18 protein-coding genes and 1 pseudogene are annotated in these 16,873 nt (G+C 37.1%); 15 read left to right on the top strand and 4 right to left on the bottom strand.

What is annotated here, in order from left to right; genetic code table 11:
• Window positions 1–146 precede the first annotated feature (146 nt).
• The 4 genes from EEI45_RS09545 to EEI45_RS08600 all read right to left on the bottom strand — a co-directional run bounded on the left by EEI45_RS09545 (window position 147) and on the right by EEI45_RS08600 (window position 1,369).
• Window positions 147–572, bottom strand: coding sequence for an integrase core domain-containing protein (locus tag EEI45_RS09545; protein WP_228410302.1), 426 nt, complete (start codon window positions 570–572; stop codon window positions 147–149).
• A 61-nt stretch (window positions 573–633) separates the two neighbouring features.
• The gene (locus EEI45_RS09540) at window positions 634–957 is read right to left on the bottom strand and encodes a hypothetical protein (protein ID WP_228410258.1); all 324 of its coding nucleotides are present in this window, start codon (window positions 955–957) and stop codon (window positions 634–636) included.
• Between the two features lie 47 nt (window positions 958–1,004).
• Complete coding sequence (locus EEI45_RS07185; RefSeq protein ID WP_125164248.1) at window positions 1,005–1,220, bottom strand: ArsR family transcriptional regulator; 216 nt, start codon at window positions 1,218–1,220, stop codon at window positions 1,005–1,007.
• A complete protein-coding gene (locus EEI45_RS08600) occupies window positions 1,196–1,369 on the bottom strand; it encodes a hypothetical protein (RefSeq protein ID WP_164503765.1) in 174 nt (57 codons plus the stop codon). Before EEI45_RS08600 ends, EEI45_RS07185 begins: the two co-directional genes overlap by 25 nt.
• A gap of 332 nt (window positions 1,370–1,701) precedes the next feature.
• Here EEI45_RS08600 and EEI45_RS07180 point away from each other — a divergent pair, with 332 nt between their 5' ends.
• The 15 genes and pseudogenes from EEI45_RS07180 to EEI45_RS07110 all read left to right on the top strand — a co-directional run bounded on the left by EEI45_RS07180 (window position 1,702) and on the right by EEI45_RS07110 (window position 16,835).
• On the top strand, window positions 1,702–2,211 hold the full coding sequence (locus EEI45_RS07180) for a YceD family protein (RefSeq protein WP_125164707.1): 510 nt from the start codon (window positions 1,702–1,704) through the stop codon (window positions 2,209–2,211).
• 14 nt (window positions 2,212–2,225) lie between these two features.
• The gene (gene rpmF, locus EEI45_RS07175) at window positions 2,226–2,372 is read left to right on the top strand and encodes a 50S ribosomal protein L32 (protein WP_125164706.1); all 147 of its coding nucleotides are present in this window, start codon (window positions 2,226–2,228) and stop codon (window positions 2,370–2,372) included.
• A gap of 76 nt (window positions 2,373–2,448) precedes the next feature.
• Entirely contained in the window at window positions 2,449–3,834 is a 1,386-nt protein-coding gene (locus EEI45_RS07170) for an LCP family protein (RefSeq protein ID WP_125164705.1), read from the top strand.
• On the top strand, window positions 3,834–4,415 hold the full coding sequence (locus tag EEI45_RS07165) for a CBS domain-containing protein (RefSeq protein WP_228410301.1): 582 nt from the start codon (window positions 3,834–3,836) through the stop codon (window positions 4,413–4,415). Before EEI45_RS07170 ends, EEI45_RS07165 begins: the two co-directional genes overlap by 1 nt.
• A gap of 189 nt (window positions 4,416–4,604) precedes the next feature.
• Window positions 4,605–5,486 (top strand): UDP-N-acetylmuramate dehydrogenase, encoded by an 882-nt coding sequence (gene murB / locus EEI45_RS07160; RefSeq protein WP_125164704.1) that lies wholly within the window; start codon window positions 4,605–4,607, stop codon window positions 5,484–5,486.
• 1 nt (window position 5,487) lies between these two features.
• A pseudogene (gene murJ, locus EEI45_RS07155) lies at window positions 5,488–7,007 on the top strand (murein biosynthesis integral membrane protein MurJ).
• A 140-nt stretch (window positions 7,008–7,147) separates the two neighbouring features.
• Window positions 7,148–7,576 carry a division/cell wall cluster transcriptional repressor MraZ gene (gene mraZ, locus EEI45_RS07150; RefSeq protein ID WP_181950055.1) on the top strand — a complete coding sequence of 143 codons (429 nt, stop codon included), beginning with the start codon at window positions 7,148–7,150 and terminating at the stop codon, window positions 7,574–7,576.
• On the top strand, window positions 7,576–8,487 hold the full coding sequence (gene rsmH / locus EEI45_RS07145) for a 16S rRNA (cytosine(1402)-N(4))-methyltransferase RsmH (protein WP_125164702.1): 912 nt from the start codon (window positions 7,576–7,578) through the stop codon (window positions 8,485–8,487). The genes mraZ and rsmH overlap by 1 nt, the downstream gene beginning before the upstream one ends.
• Window positions 8,488–8,489: 2 nt before the next feature.
• Window positions 8,490–8,792 (top strand): FtsB/FtsL family cell division protein, encoded by a 303-nt coding sequence (locus tag EEI45_RS07140; protein ID WP_125164701.1) that lies wholly within the window; start codon window positions 8,490–8,492, stop codon window positions 8,790–8,792.
• A 2-nt stretch (window positions 8,793–8,794) separates the two neighbouring features.
• Window positions 8,795–10,975, top strand: coding sequence for a penicillin-binding protein (locus tag EEI45_RS07135; RefSeq protein WP_125164700.1), 2,181 nt, complete (start codon window positions 8,795–8,797; stop codon window positions 10,973–10,975).
• A 39-nt stretch (window positions 10,976–11,014) separates the two neighbouring features.
• A complete protein-coding gene (gene mraY, locus EEI45_RS07130) occupies window positions 11,015–11,977 on the top strand; it encodes a phospho-N-acetylmuramoyl-pentapeptide-transferase (RefSeq protein ID WP_125164699.1) in 963 nt (320 codons plus the stop codon).
• A gap of 1 nt (window position 11,978) precedes the next feature.
• Complete coding sequence (gene murD, locus EEI45_RS07125; protein ID WP_125164698.1) at window positions 11,979–13,253, top strand: UDP-N-acetylmuramoyl-L-alanine--D-glutamate ligase; 1,275 nt, start codon at window positions 11,979–11,981, stop codon at window positions 13,251–13,253.
• Window positions 13,254–13,313: 60 nt separating this feature from the next.
• A complete protein-coding gene (locus EEI45_RS07120) occupies window positions 13,314–13,601 on the top strand; it encodes a post-transcriptional regulator (RefSeq protein WP_125164697.1) in 288 nt (95 codons plus the stop codon).
• Window positions 13,598–15,310 (top strand): hypothetical protein, encoded by a 1,713-nt coding sequence (locus EEI45_RS07115; protein WP_125164696.1) that lies wholly within the window; start codon window positions 13,598–13,600, stop codon window positions 15,308–15,310. Before EEI45_RS07120 ends, EEI45_RS07115 begins: the two co-directional genes overlap by 4 nt.
• Complete coding sequence (locus tag EEI45_RS07110; protein WP_125164919.1) at window positions 15,303–16,835, top strand: single-stranded-DNA-specific exonuclease RecJ; 1,533 nt, start codon at window positions 15,303–15,305, stop codon at window positions 16,833–16,835. The genes EEI45_RS07115 and EEI45_RS07110 overlap by 8 nt, the downstream gene beginning before the upstream one ends.
• Window positions 16,836–16,873 lie beyond the last annotated feature (38 nt).

Here is a 16,873-nt window from a genome sequence, read left to right as displayed (position 1 = left end):
TTACACGTATGATTCCTCTTCTCCTTTATTCATATCCCCTTATGAATAACCAAAAATCATACATAATCTTTCCCCTTATAAATAAATAGAAAAAAAGAGAAGCTGATAATTGGAGTTGTCAAACAAAAGTAGACATTAATAAAAGACTAGAAACCCTTATCCATTTTATATTGGATAGGGGTTTTGTAATTTAAACAGTAAGCAGGTCTTTCAAAATTGAAATAATGTACATATTCTTCGATAAAATTTTCAAAGTTATCTACGGACCAGTATTGATAATCACACGCCATTTCTGCTTTAATCCATCCATTTAATGATTCGATAATTGGATTATCTGTAGGTGTTCCAGCTCGCGACATAGATCTAATTATGTTATAATTTTCATGCGCTTTAGCGAAAGCTTTAGAGTGGTAGACAGCTCCTTGATCTGTGTGAAGAATCGTGGGAGCTGTTTTTTTATTATCCTTAAGTAGCGCAAGGAGATCCTCGAGACACTTGTAGTAAGGCTTAGGATCACCAGTTGTACGCGATAATGCAGAACTGATAATTTCATTGTTAAAGGTATCAACCATTAAAGTCCATTCATATTAATCCCTTTGTTTCGAATATGTGTCATATCTGAAACAATAATTTCTAAAGGTTTGGTTGCCTCCATTGATTCTTTATAATATTAGGATAAATTCGACTTTGTGTTCCAGGTTTTTTATAGGAATAGTGTTTAACTTTTGATTTAATATTTAAAAACTTGCAACACTTGTGGATTAAATTATCGGAAAATTCAATCCCTAAATCACTTTGCTTTCTCATGACTGCAGCGATATCATGATAACCATAACTTGGAAAACGGCGATGCCAGTCTTTAATCACAAAGCTAAGAATCGCTCTTTTTTGTTCATAAATATTGAGATCATTCTTATGCTTTAACCACTTGTAATAACCAGATCGGTTCAAATTCATAAATCTAAGAATGAACGTAATCGGATGTTTAAAAGATAAGTCATGTGCTATTTGGAATTCTTGTCTTTTAAAGTAACGAACTCCTTGTTTACACCAACTCCTTTCACCTGGTACCCTTTTTTTAATCGTGCAATCTCAATATCTCGTTTTAGAATTTCGAGTTGAAGTCGTTCGATCTCAGTTAATGATTTACTCGTATGAAGCGCAGAAAAATGATTTCCTGTCTTTTTCTTGTTTTTTAAACCCTCCTTACCATCGCGCATGAATCGATCAATCCAACCATTAATCGTTCCTTTAGGACTTGTGATAGTTTCGCAGCACTTATATGTTCATCAATATGACGTGTAACGACTTTAATACGATCCTCATAAGTCCATTTATTATTTAATCCACCTTTGGGTCTTCCCATCATTAATACCTCCGTTTTATCTCTGATTTTATTATTACACAAAAAAGTAGACAAGTCTTTTTTACTTGTCTACTTTTAGTTTACTACTCCACTGATAATAGAGCTTTTCTTTTTTTGTGTATAAGAATCTTATTGGTCTAAAATAAATAAATCTTGACTTGTTATGCTATTAAGGATATAAAGAGTATGTTATTTTAGTTTTACAATTATACAGGCTATACAAAATTAAGGTTGATTTTATAAAAAAACGAATCATCGCAAACATGAACGGTTTCGTTTGACATTCCAGTTTGTAATCTATATAATTAAGTAGCGTTAAAGAGTAGGGTGAGAGTATGAAATTTTATAGAGCTGATTTAGATCGGTTAAAATCACCACGTTTAGAAATAGACGAGGAAATTATCATCGATCAAGATCTCTTGAAAGGTTTTTCTCTATGTACTGCTTTACGTGAGATCTTCGCAGTAGGTCATGGTTATTATGACGAACACACTTCTAAATTAATTACCGATCTGACAATAGAAGGTATTATGACAGTACCCTGCGCCATTACACTTGAACCATTTGATATCGAATTTTCGATTCCAATTGGTGATGTGTTTAGTTTCGAGAAACTCGAAGATGACGAAGTAGGTATTGAAATTGAAGGTGAAGAGCTTGATCTTGATCCATATATCGTGGATTCTATCTTAGCTGCAGTTCCCCTAAAGGCAATCCATCCGGATCTTAAGGAATATCCAGAGGGAGATGGCTGGCAGGTTATGACTGAAGAAGATTATACAAAAGAGAAGAGTCAAGAGATTGATCCTAGACTTGCAAAACTAAAAGACTTTAAGTTTGATTAAATGGAGGTGAGACGATGGCAGTTCCAAAAAGACGCACATCTAAAGCAAGAAAAAACAAACGTCGTACACATTACAAATTACCTAATGTGACATTAGCTAAAGATCCTCAAACTGCGGAGTGGAAATTACCACACCGTGCAAATCGCGACGAGGTTAAATAATATAATTAAGTCTTGGATATCCAAGATTTTTTTTTATGTGAAAATATGGGAAAATTTGGGAAAGTGAGTGTTTAGTATGAATCGTAAATCAGTCGTTTTCGGTCCATTGGCAGTAATTTTTTCATTCGCATGCTTAGCATGCGTTTTAGTATTTACGAAGTATATGCCGATACGGAACCGTCTTATAATATTAGTTGTGGCGGTTATCGTTGCAATGGTGGTCATGATTGTGACCAAACGACCATTTTGGCGTTATTTAATTGCGATTTGTATCCTGATAACCAGTTTATTTGTATTTAGTTCTCAACGATTTGTCGATCAAATGGCGGATACTAAAGAATACGAACTCATTAAGTATGATTTATTGCGAATGAAAGATCATGAATTCGCGAATAATCCGATTATTGGACTCTATGGTGTAAAAGAAAATCATCTTGAGGCCATTTCTGATGACCTTAAAAATGAGATTGGAACCGATCGATTTAAGAAATTCTCGGATATAGATGAAGTTGTTTCTTCGTTTTATGCTCAAGAGATTGATGGGCTTTTTGTAAACAAAGCAATGCTTGCGAACTTATCCTTTCTGTATCCCGACTTTTTAAAAGATACGATTTTAGTCAATAGCTATGAATACCGTCTAAGCCGTGATTCTATTGTGAAGCATGTGGATGTTTTAAAAGAACCGTTTACCATTTATCTAAGTGGTATTGATGTATATGGAGAGGTTGTTACACGATCACGAAGTGATATGAACCTTCTGTTATCTGTGAATCCTAATACCAACGAAGTCTTAACGGTCTCTGTCCCGCGTGATACATATGCTCCGTTGGGGTGTGAAAATGGTGAAATGGATAAGTTGACACATGCAGGTCTTTATGGCGTTACTTGTTCCGTTAAGACGCTTGAAAAGCTATTTAATATTGATATTAACTATTATATTCGTGTTAACTTCACAGGCTTGGTTCAGATAGTTGATACCTTAGAAGGTGTGGATGTTCTCTCTCATTATGATTTTATCACTGAGAATGGGGATGTGTTTATGAAAGGCATGAATCATGTTGATGGTGAAAAGGCTCTGGCTTTTGCGCGTGAGCGAGACCATGTAGAATATGGTGATGTTGCCCGTGGTTTACACCATCAAGAATTGGTCAAGGCAATCTTTGAAAAAGCTACACAAACTGAAAACCTGATTAAGGCACCACAATTAACAGGGCTTGTAAGCCAAGTTGTTGATACTAATCTGGATGATGGTAGTATCTCTAAATTGATTTCTAAACAAATTGAAACCAGTGATCGTTGGCATTTTGAAGAAGATTATCTTCGCGGTACCGGTGATATGCAACCAACCTACAGCCAAGATGGTCGTTATAAATATTATGTATATTGGCCTTCAGAAGAAAGTGTTGCATCGATACAAAAACAAATTAGCGATTTAATCGTCGCAAATAAGGAGGGGTCGTAGTGGGCGATACCACAGCGAATTCAGTTTTATTTTTAAATGCTTTTGTACAAATTGAAATGTATTTGCGAAATTTATTAAATAATCCCAGTGTTGGTTTTGTGCAAATGGTTCATATGGGTGCGCGAAAAGATGAAGTTATTCGTCATTTTCAAACAGATTTAGTGGAGTATGCTCAATTGCGTAATGCGATTGTTCATAATCGTGGTGGTAATGAAGAAGCGATTGCAGAACCGCATGACTCAGTTGTTACGCATATTCAAACAATTGTCTCGAAAATTTATAATCGTAAAACAGTGATGGACTTAGTGCATGACAAACCATTCAGTGTCCCTTCGGATACGTTATTGCTCGATATGGTGAAGCAACAAAACCATCAACATTACTCGGCAATTCCGGTGTATAATAAACATGTTTATGTTGGGGTGGTGCATCCGCGATTATACCAAAGACTGATGGAGGATGCGTCACGTACGTCTTATGATTTGGCGATGATGCGTGTTGAGGACTTACTCAAATATTATCAACCAGATGATCGGGTTGTTTTTGTACCCTTGACCATGTCGATTCCTGAATTGTTGTAGGTCTATGAGACAAATCACAATCGTGGAAAAAGTGTCATTGCAATTATTGTGACAGAAACAGGAAAACAAAATGAAAAACCGCTCGGAATTTTTACCGTTGCGGATTTACCAAATCTTATACGTGAACTTGAATAATTGAACAGTAACGTGTATATTTATCATTGGTAACACTATATAAAAGGAGTTCTTATGGCAGATTATTTTGTGATGAAAAATGCGTCGTTAAAACGCTATAATACAATGAGGTTAGATGTAACAGCGGATACGGTGATAATTCCTCATACTGTTGATGGATTAGTGGAAGCATTACGCGATCATACAGGGAAACGCATTGTTCTTGTTGGAAATGGATCAAACATGATTTTTTCTCAAGAGCATTATGATGATAATACCGTATTTATTATCACAATTTTATTAAATGATTTGGAAATTGTTGATAATGAGATTGTTGCAGAATCAGGGGTTCGTTTAAATCGTCTTGCTTGGTTTGCGTGTGAGCAATCTTTAGGTGATATGGAATTCTGTGAAGATATTCCTGGAACTGTTGGTGGTGCATTAATTATGAATGCAGGTCAATGGCAATATGCGATTGGGCAATTTGTAAATTGGATTGAAGTGTTTAATTATGAAACACAAGAAGTTGAACGTCTTATTCCCGATGAAGCATTTTTCGGTTACCGTTATTCACGTTTGAATGACCTGCCGGTTTATGTTTTACGAAGTGGATTAAAAACAATTGAAGGCGATTATAATCAAGCGTTGGAAAAAATGCTTTACTATCGCCATGAGCGTTATGTGAAACAACCACGTAATTATGCGAATGCAGGAAGTGTGTTTAAGCGACCAAAAGATAAAAACGGTGAATCACTCTTTGTTTGGAAACTTTTTGATGGTGTTGATCTTCGTGGATTCCGTGTGGGTGATGCGATGGTATCTGAGAAACATCCTGGATTTATTGTGAATGTGGGTCATGCATCCGTTGAAGATGTTCAAGCTGTGATTCAAGAATGTAAGAAACGTGTTAAAGATGAATACGATGTTGAGTTAGAACTAGAATGGCGTGTAATCTAACATGAAAAAAACGACGATTATTGTAATGTTTATCGGTGTCCTGTCTAAAGTCTTAGGCTTTATCCGTGATATTACCTTATCTTCAATGTTTGGTATGGGGGCCATCACCGATGCATTTAATGCTTCGGTAGCAATCCCTACGGTTGTGTTGTCAGTGATTGGTTCGGCTTTGATTACCGGGGTAATTCCAATGCTGACAAAGATTTCTCATGAAGACAAAAAACGTGGTGATCGATTTGCAAGTAATGTTCTTAACATTATGATTGTGTTTTCTTTAGTGTTATCGCTTTTTATGTTTTTAGTTCCGGAAGTTGTTCTAAAAATAGTAGCGGGTGGATTTAAAGGTGAAACATTGGCGTATGCGGTTGTTTTCGTCCGAACGTTATCCCTCGGTGTTTTCTCAGTAGCGGTGATGCAACTGGGAACAGGATATCTTAATGTAAAAGGAAATTTTATCGTTCCCGCAATGGTAACAATTCCAATGAATCTTATTGTCATTGCAGGGATTGCCATTAGTAGTAAAGCAGGGAATCCTTACATTCTTGGTTATGCGCAACTTATTGCGCTGATTGTGCAAGCAGTAATCATTTTATTCTTTATGTGGCGTAGTGGTTTTGTATATCATGCTGTTATTGATTTAAAAGATGACGATTTACGTTCAATGGTTGCTTTAGCGTTGCCATTGGTACTATCTTCATTTCTAGGTCAATTTAATGATATTGTAATGAAAAATTATGCGACCGTTTTACAAGGTGAGGGTGGTTATAGTTATATGACTTATGCCACGAAGCTTATTGGTTTTGTGCAAGGGATCTTTATTATCGCAATTCTCCAAGTAACCTACCCAACTATTGCAAAGAGTGTGTTTGAGAAGGATATGCGTAAGGTGAATGATTCGATCAACGATGCGGTGCTGATGATTGCATTGTTTGTATTGCCAGCGATGGTTGGATTTATAACCTTAGCACGTGGTATTGTGGAGTTTGTATTCTTGCGTGGTGCAGTAACACCTGCGGATATCTCTGTGATTGTTCCAATCTTTATTTGTGATACGATTGTTCTTTTTGCATATGCGATGCGGAGTTAATGTTCCGAATCCATTATGCGTATCACGATATGAAGGGGCCGGTTCGCAATACCGTTCTTGTATCGGTACTGTTTGTTGTCGGAATGGTGTTGTTTAGTTTTATTTTCGGTAAATTTGGAATGCCTTTGGCTGGATTGTCCTTTGCGTACTCCTTGGCGGCATTGATTTCATGTGTTCCGTTATATAAGAGTATGAAGAAACATATACCGCGTTCGCGCTTGCGTTTTATTGCATTGGATTTCATCAAGATTACATTGGCAGCATTCATTATGGGTGTTGTGGTTGTACTCCTCAAAAATCCTGTTCAATACTTGATTCCGGGTAAATTGTCGACGATTGTCATCATCCTTGTAGCAGTATTGGCGTATATAATCGCAATCTTAGCCTTAAAAGTTCAATTTGTACGAAATTTAATCTTAAGTTTTCTGAAATAATCGTGAAATGATAAAAAAACGCTTTGGGAGTGGCTTATGCCACTCCTTTTTCTGTGGGTTGATTTCTTCCCATATATCAGGTGATATGATACAATAGTGGTACAAAGTGGTAAGAAGTGGAGGAAAGTGGGGACAATTCAATGTTTATTGGAGAATATCAGCACAATATCGATACCAAAGGAAGAATCATTGTTCCCGCTAAATTCCGTGAGGAGCTCGGCGAAGCAATGATTGTTACGCGTTGGCTCGATGGATGCCTCGCACTTTACACACTTGAACAATGGCAACAAGTCTATGAGAACTTAAAAAAGTTGCCATCAACGAAACGAGAAGTTCGTATGTATACACATATGATTATGTCCAAGGCCGCCGAATGTGATCTGGATTCGCAAGGTCGGATTCGTATCCCTGCACATTTAACACAAGAAGCAAAGTTAACAAAAAATTGTGTTGTAGTTGGGGTAAGCGATCATGTTGAGATTTGGGATCAAACACGATGGACTGAATACTGTGATGCAGCGAGCGAGAATTTTGAAGAAATAGCAGAATCGCTAACGGAGTTTTTCTAATGAAACATATATCAGTCATGCTTGATGAAACAATTGAATTATTAAATATAAATCCAGAAGGAATATATGTTGACGCAACATTAGGTGCCGGAGGTCATAGCTATGAAATTTGTAAGCAATTGACAACAGGAAGACTTATTGGGTTCGATAAAGATTTTGATGCGATTGAACGTACTTCCAAACGCCTCGAAGGTTTCGGTGATAAAGTCACGATGGTTCACGGGAGTTATACGCAACTTACGGATAAACTCAATGAGTTGGGTATTCACGAAGTGGATGGGTTTCTATTTGACTTAGGCGTCTCATCACCTCAGTTTGATGATGCAGATCGTGGATTCAGTTATCGTTTTGATAGCAGGTTGGATATGCGTATGGATCAAACCCAAGCGCTCAGTGCTTATGAAGTTGTGAATGAATATGATGAAGAAAAATTGGTACAGATACTGAAAGACAATTCGGATGAGCGGTATGCACGTCGTATTGTTAAACAGATAATTGAAAATAGACCCGTGGAAACAACATTTGAACTCGTTGAGTTGATCAAACGTGCATATCCAGGAAAAGAACTTAAAAAGGGACATCCGGCTAAGAAAACATTTCAAGCTTTGCGTATCGAAGTTAATAATGAGTTTGAAGAAGTTAAGGATGCAGTTGAACAAGCGGTTCATGTTATTAAGCCAGGTGGCCGTGTTGTTGTTATCACATTCCATTCTATCGAAGATAGAATTGTTAAACGAATCTTCAGTAACTACGGTAAACCCAAAAAGGTTGATCCAAAACTACCAATCATTGAAGAACAAGTACTTAATTATAAATTGGTTTCAAAGGCACTCAAGGCCTCTGCAGAAGAATTAGAGTTTAATAATCGCGCACATAGTGCAATCTTAAGAGGGATCGAAAGGGTGAAATAATTATGGCAAAACACGTAATTAAAAGAAAAAAGAAAACAATTCGTTGGAGTGGACTTGTTGGTTTTGTATTCACGATAGCATTATTATTTTCATTTGTTACGCAAATTTTTGTTCGTTCTGAAAATGCACGTCTTGCACGAGAAATTCAAGTTGTTAAACAACAACAAGCAGATATTAATGTCAATAATGAAAAGCTAACAGCTGAGATTCAAGATTTAAGTGATTCAAACCGCGTGGTGTCAATCGCAACGGAAGCTGGATTAGATAACACACATAATGTTGTAACCGTAAAGCATGGTGATTAGATTTGGAAAAGAAGAAGTTACGAAAAAGTGCAAACTATAAAGTTTTAATTGTATCCATCACAATGGCGCTCCTCTTTGTTGTAGTGGGTGCCAATGTTTTTGTTGTATCCGTACTGGGTTATCATTTAAACTCGGGTACGGATTTTCGTGATGACATCAATGGAATCCATACAGTAGAACGTAAAATTCCTGCGAATCGTGGTAAAATTGTTGATCGAAATGATACGGTAATCGCACAAGATCTTGTTGCCTATACGTTACAAGCAAGTCTTGACGAATCACGGATGCATTCGGATAAAACGCCTGCACATATTGATTACAAAGAAAAGGCAGCACAGGTTATTAGCGAGGTTATTGGAACGCCATATGATAAAGTTATGGAAATTATTAGTCAGGATGCGCTTCAAGTAGAGTTTGGATATGCCGGTAAGTATTTAAGCTTAGATCAAAAAACAGAACTTGAAAACTCGGGAATTCCGGGATTGATGTTTGAAAAAATTATTACCCGGAATTATCCTTTAAAAGTTTTTGCATCGAAGTTGATTGGTTACTCACAATATGATGAATTGGAAGAGGGGCAAGTTGGTCAGATGGGACTCGAAAGTGCCTATAACGATGTATTGGAAGGAACCAATGGATTTGAACAATACACCCATGATCGTGATAATTTTAGACTTCGTTTCGATGATGGACAGCGGAAAGATCCAATTAATGGTAATGATGTAAAGTTAACCCTTGATCGTGGGATTCAAGATTCATTAGAACGTGCACTGCTTGGCATCACCCAAGATCCGGGTGTTAAGGCATCAGAAGCTTGGGGACTTGTTATGGAAGTTAAAACTGGAAAGATTTTAGCGTGGGGAGATGCACCAAGTTTTGACCCGAATGCGCCTGATTTCAGTAATGGTTTTACGAACCGTGTATCTCAAAGTACTTTTGAACCGGGTTCAACGATGAAAACATTCACCGTCGCTGCAGCCATTGAAGAAGGTGTCTGGAATAATGAGGAAACATTTGATTCCAATCCATTCCATGTTGGGGTTCAAAATAATAAAGCATACCGATTACCCTCTGAGGATGGCAGTGTTCATACCATTACCAATGCAGGGGGTCATACTTATGGTCAAATGCGATATGACTATGGGTATGCATTAAGTTCGAACGTTATGATCGCGGAATTACTTACGAATAAACTAGATCCAGAAGTGTTCCACGATTATTTATATAAACTTGGTTTTTATAAAAACGTAAATACGGATAAAATACCAGAAGAACAAGGCTATGATTTATGGCAAGAACCGCTAGAGAAAATCAGTAACGGTTTTGGTCAAGGGTCAAGTGCTTCGATCTTACAGCTTGCTCAAGCTTACACGTCTGTTTTAAATAAAGGGGTTATGGTTAAACCTTATTACATCGATGAAATTAAAAATTCACAGACTGGTGAAGTTATTTATAAAGGACAAACCCAAAATCTTGGTAAAGTCTTTTCTGAAGAAACCGCAAAAAAAGTTCAAGATTTAATGCGATATGTTGTAGATATTACGGGTTCAGGGTATCGTTTTAATATTCCCGAGACTAATGTGATTGCGAAGACAGGTACTGCGCAAACGGTTGTTGAAGGGGTACCGGGTTATTCCCCAACAATCTATAACTTTTCAAGTGCGGTAGCATTACCGTATGAAGATCCGGAAGTGCTTGTTTATACAGCCTATAAAGCGAATTATGGTCATGATGTTGATTATTCAGCGGTTTACATTCGTGATGTCCTTCATAAAATCGCTGCGACTTACGGGATGACCAACGAAGGTGGTAAGGAATCTATTTCTGAAATAACAGTTCAGGAACTTCAAAATTATATTAATTCACCGGTTCCTAAAGCGAAAGAGTCACTTGAGTCTTTAGGTTACAAACCTGTTGTAATTGGTGATGGTGAAACAGTTATTAACCAGAAACCCGAAGTAAATCGTCAGGTTATCAATAATGAGCGGGTTTATCTCTATGCTGGCGATCATAATATGACCTTACCAGATTTTAAAAGGTGGACACGTAAAGAAGTACTCAGTTTTATGAGTATTTCGGGATTAAATGCGGAACTGTCGGGTTCGGGATATGTTACTGAACAGTCTATTCCGCCAGGAACAATTTTCACAAAAGAAGATACGGTTTCACTTAAACTGAATTAAGAATTTGTTATAATAAGTAAGATGTAAGGGAGAAAGATTATGATTGTAGGAATTATCGCGATGTTAACAGCATTTGCGCTCAGTGTTGTTGCTTATCCAAGATTTATTAAATATCTTCAAACAAGCAATATGGAACAAAAAGTCAGTGAATATGCATTAGAAGAATTTAAAAACAAACAAAAAACACCAACTTTTGGAGGCTTTATTTTTGTTGTTGTTTCGGTTTTAGTTGCTCTTGTTTTTAACGGATTTAATTTCAATGGCTCGGTTCTTTTACTTATCGGTGTGTACGCAATGTATGCACTGATTGGTCTCATTGATGATTATAAAATTGTGAAAGAAGGCAAAAACGACGGTCTTTCACCAAAAGTTAAGATGTTTTCACAGTTGTTATTGGCTGTTTTATTTTATGTTATCTATATAAAAATGGGTGGTGATAACAAACTCGCACTTCCATTTATGAAAGAACCCATTGATCTGGGTTGGTTCTATTTACCACTGTTAATGTTTATTTTTGCGGGTGCTTCAAATGCCGTAAACCTAACTGATGGGATGGATGGATTAGCTGGCGGTACAAGTGTTATTGCGTTTGCAGCATTTGCTTTTGTTGCATACACCTTGAACCGGATGGATGTATTTATGGTTCTTTTAGCGGTTATCGGTGGTCTTCTTGGATTTTTGGTTTATAATCGCAAGCCTGCCAAGATTATCATGGGTGATGTCGGATCGCTTGCTTTAGGGGCTTTATTTGCTGGGGTATCGGTATTGCTCAATAAAGAAATTCTTTTAGCGATTGTTGGAGGCGTTTTTGTCTTTGAAACACTCTGTGTTATTATTCAACGGACGTCTTGGAAATTAAGACATAAAAAAGTATTTAAATATACGCCGATTCATTACAGTTTTACACTCAATGGATGGAAAGAGGAAAATGTCGTCAATTTCTTCTATGCACTTGGTGTAGCGTTTGCCATCATTGGTTTAGCCTTAAACGCGATTGCATAGTATGAATGCGTTAATTATTGGAGGAGCACGTTCAGGGATTGGATGTGCTCGTCTTCTCAATAAAGAAGCTTGTGAAGTGATTTTGACGACAAATCAAGACTTTCCGGAGCGTCATGAACTTGAAGCTTTGGGGATCAAAGTTTCTTTAGATGATAAAGATCTGCGTCTTGTCGCACCTTACGATTATGTAATTAAAAATCCTGGGATTCCAAATGATCATCCACTTGTATCCCAATTTTCACGCACCTATAATGAAATCGAAATTGCATCACGGTATGCGAAAAACGCAATGTTTTATGCGATATCGGGGACCAATGGTAAAACAACCACAACTACATGTCTTCATGAAATGTTATTAAAGAAAGATTCGAACGCATTGCTTGCAGGGAATGTGGGATATGCATTGAGTGAAGCGGTTTATCGCGATGGAGATGTTGTTCGTGATGTCGCCTTAGAAATATCGGCTTTCCAAATGGAAGGAACACCGACCTTTTCACCGGAAGTTTATGCGCTTATGAATTTAAGTCCCGATCATATGGATCGTTACGACCAGGTTGATGACTATTACAAGGCAAAGCTAAATATCCTACCCAACGTTAAAACATTTATTCGTAACTGTGATGATGAAAACATTATGCGCTTAACACGCGATTATCAAGGAACGGTTTATAATTTATCAATTACTCACGATGCCGATATATGTGTCCGTCAAGGTTGGGTATATTTCCTGGACCAAGCATTGTTCGAGGTTGCGTCTTTAAAATTAGTGGGGGCGCATAATTTAATGAATGCGGCTTTTGCGGCGAGCCTTGCTTTTCTAGCGGGTGTTGATCTTCAAGCCATTCAAAATGTGATTCAAACATTTAGTGGTGTGGAACACCGTATTGAATTTGTGGATGAAGTGGATGGGGTTCGTTATTATAATGATTCAAAAGCAACCAATCCAGAGTCTACAGAGGTATGTCTTCAAGCCTTTGAAAAACCCATTATCTTATTAGCGGGTGGTTTTGATAAGCATATTTCATTTGATCTCCTTAAACCTTATGAATCACGCATTAAGACCTTGTATGTATTTGGTCAGAGTTCTGATCAAATTTGTGAAGTATTTCCGTTTGCCATCAAAGTCGATTCGATGAAAATAGCGTTTATAGAGGCGAAATCGCATGCAATACCTGGCGATATCATTGTATTGTCTCCTGCATGTGCAAGTTATGACCAATTTGAAAATTTTGAAATTCGTGGTAACATATTTAAAGAATACGTTAAAACTCTCTAGTTAAAGTTTTTTCTTTTGTGTTTTTCGTGTATCATATACGTGATGAGGCTAGGTGAATGTATGAAAGATGATAATACACAACAATTTAAATTGTTACTAACATTAAGACTTCGTCAAATACATAATAATGGATTAAAAGGCGTTTCATATGATGATTTGTACCGCATGTTTACAACCTATGTATGGCGTCATAAAGAGCCATCTCGGTTAAGTGAATTAGCCGATGATATTTTTAAAACGACGGATGAAGATGTTGTAAGGTGGCTTGCGACGGAATCTAAAATCAATGGGTTAAAATCATCTCTTGAAGACTATCAGAATTTATTTGAGGACGAGGAGATTCAATGAAAACAAAAGCTGAGTTAAGAGTTTCGTTTATTGTAATCATTGTTACTGTTTTGGTAGGTTTTTTGACGCTTACGACGGTTGGGCGATTAAATACGGGTTTGGGCTTTGGTCACGATGTTCGTCTAATCGTTGAAACAAAAGATCGTACGGGCTTAAACAACTTTCTTTCAAACCAAACACGCAATAATCGTGAATGGCGTAAACGTGTGATTGATTCAAATCACTATGCGTTATCCTTTTCAGGTGTCGAAAATATAACCGACCTTGTTAATAGTATTGATGCTCATGTATCAGATTTAGTGGTTTGGAATACAGGAACATTTGGATCGGTTACAAAATTGATGAGTACTCAGAGCTTTATTAGTTTGTATCTGGTTTTATTTATGGCCTTAACGGTCGGTTATTTTTGTTTTAGGTTTCGGTTTTTTGGATGGATTGCAGGGATGGAAATCGTAATTGGTGTGATGTTATCCCTGCTTTTAGTTTCGTTATTTGGTTATCCGTTTACAAAATCGCTCTGGTATTCAGTCTTGATTTCTTTTATGATGCTTGTTTACCAAAAACAGATGTATTTAGTGGACTCTGAAGGCTTAACCTTGCATGAGGTTGTGGAGTCGCGTCAAGATATCCGTAAGCGACACATTCGTGTATCGTTGCTTCATTCCGCATTTTATTTGATTTTTGGTTTTGTTGCGGTCGTTTTGAATCGATATGGGCTTGTTCGTACCGGATGGTACATGATTTTCTTAGGCTATATTGTTTTAATACAATTCCTATTATTTAATTTTGTATTTGAACGATTCCTATTAAAAATTCCAAAATCATCGAGTTTTATCCATTTTCAAAATATTAATGTTTTAAAAATAACCCAACCTACCCATGCGTTATTTAAAAACACTGTGTCAGTTATGCTTGCAGTCTTGCTATTAAGTACCCTGTTTGCGATCGCCAAGGGGATTGATTTACACAAGGGTTGGGATTTTGCAAATCAAAATGTATTAATTATGAATGATGCGCGATCAACGGCATACCTTGAACTTCAAGCGACGCTTTATGAAGTGGGAATTTTTGATAATCAATTAAGCTATGAGGTAACCGAACAGGGCGACACATGGATTCATTTTGATGAAAATGTCACGTCCAAACAATTGGGTGCTGCTGCGCGTGGGGTTAAGACGAAATTTAATGTTAAGGGAACTTATTACGATACCCCTGAGAATCTATTTCCTCTTGAAGATGTCGATTTCTATCTAACCTTAGGTGTGTTTATTCTTGCATCATGGATTATGGTAAGTTGTATTTTTGGATTTAAACGGAATATCTTGATTCCAATTTTAAGTGTGTTGTCCTCAATGCTCTTTGTCTTCTTAACGATGGTTTATCATATTAAATGGAGTCGAGAGACGGTTTACATTGTCTGGACGATTCCATTAATCATTGGATGTTATTACAGTTCTCAATATTCCTTAAATCGATTTTTTAATTTAGATTTGTTTGAATCGGAGTTTATGGACTCATTGATGCTTAATCTCATTTTATTTGCGATTATTTCAACACCGATTCTAATAATTATTCCGGTTCCAATAACGGTTGAAATGATTGCGATTTTAATGATGATGGTTTTTGCGATTTATTTAGCTTTAATCATCCTCTATTGTATTGCTTGGTTAATTAAAAGGTGGGTACACAAACGTGAACGATATGACTAACGCTTTATCACCCCTTGTACAAGAAACGCTTAAAACGATGAACTTAACGGACTCTCAATTACAGGAATTATTCAATCCAACAGACCGTATTGTTTCCAATAAGGCCATCGATTCCATCATTGATTTCTATCAACGTGCTACTAAACTCATTGTTTGTGGCGATTATGACTGTGATGGTGTTTCTTCAACAAGTATTGCGGTGCTCTTAGCAAAAAAATGTAATCTTGAAGTCGGTTATTATATTCCAAATCGACTTAAAGAAGGATACGGGGTCTCAAAGGAGACCATAACCATGGCTCACAAACGGGGCTACAAGGATGTCTTAATTATCGATAACGGGGTTAAGGCTCATGAAGAGATTGCGTATGCGCAAGCGTTAGGAATGCGTGTTGCGGTGGTTGATCATCATATCATTGATGAACCCGTCACCGCTGATGCGTTTTTACATCCCGACGTATGCAGTCCGTATGAAGCATCAATGTGTGCCAGTGGACTCATATATTGTGTTGCGGAACGCATGGGTTTAAGTGATTCATACATGCTTGCCTTGGCATGCACTGCTACGGTTGCGGATGTAATGCCGCTTTGGGGTAAAAATCGTGAGCTTGTTCGTAACGGAATTCAGGCATTGAATCAAAATCAATTCTTGCAATTTGATGCGTTAGTTAAACGAAATCGCTTTACGCATTACTCCGCAAAACTGTTGTCATTTCAAGCAATTCCAAAAATCAATACGGTTGGACGCTTGGGTGATCTTGCGAATGTGAATACCTTAGTCCAATACTTTACAACACCGGATGAATCGGTAATTACGTCATATGCCAAACAATTATTCAAACTTAATGATTACCGTAAAGAACAAGGAAAAGCATTGAAAGAAGTAGCCATGGCTCAGGTTAATGATGATCCCATTCAAATTATTGTTGATAAGCGATTCCATGAAGGGTTGCTCGGTATTGTTGCGAACCAAGTTGCACAAGAAACCATGAAACCAACTGTTGTTCTTACGGAATATGATAATGTCTTAAAAGGAAGTGCTCGAAGCATGACGTTCTCACTTCAAGATATTTTTACTGAAGTTCATTCAGATTACTTTGTGGCCATGGGTGGCCATGATTTCGCATACGGAATGACTTTAAACAAAGCAACCTTTGACGCTTTTAGAGCAGATGTTAATCAGATTGTATCCGATTTTGGAGCGTTTGAAGGACGTCATGAGACCGTGCTTTCCATTGATCCGGCTTGGATCACTCAAACAGCTCTGGATGAGTTACGCCATCTAGAACCCTTTGGTGAAGGTTTTAAATTGCCGTTAATGCGTGTTGATATCCCACGTGATTTTCAATTATACAATCTTAATGGATATGGATTTAAATATGCATTTAATGGGTTTCCATTTGATGAAGCGGTATTTTTTACCCAACAATATCAAAAATATCAATTGCAAGCTGCACGCAGTTTAATTGTAACATTAGATTTAGACAGTCGTTCAAAAAATGTATTGTTCGTAGAAGATTTTGAATAACTTATGATATGATAGAAATATTGATGAGGAGGCATGTT

The organism is Erysipelothrix piscisicarius (assembly GCF_003931795.1).
Taxonomy (GTDB): domain Bacteria; phylum Bacillota_I; class Bacilli_A; order Erysipelotrichales; family Erysipelotrichaceae; genus Erysipelothrix; species Erysipelothrix piscisicarius.
The sequence above is the reverse complement of the archived record's forward strand: the minus strand, read 5'-3'. Positions and strand labels throughout refer to the sequence as shown.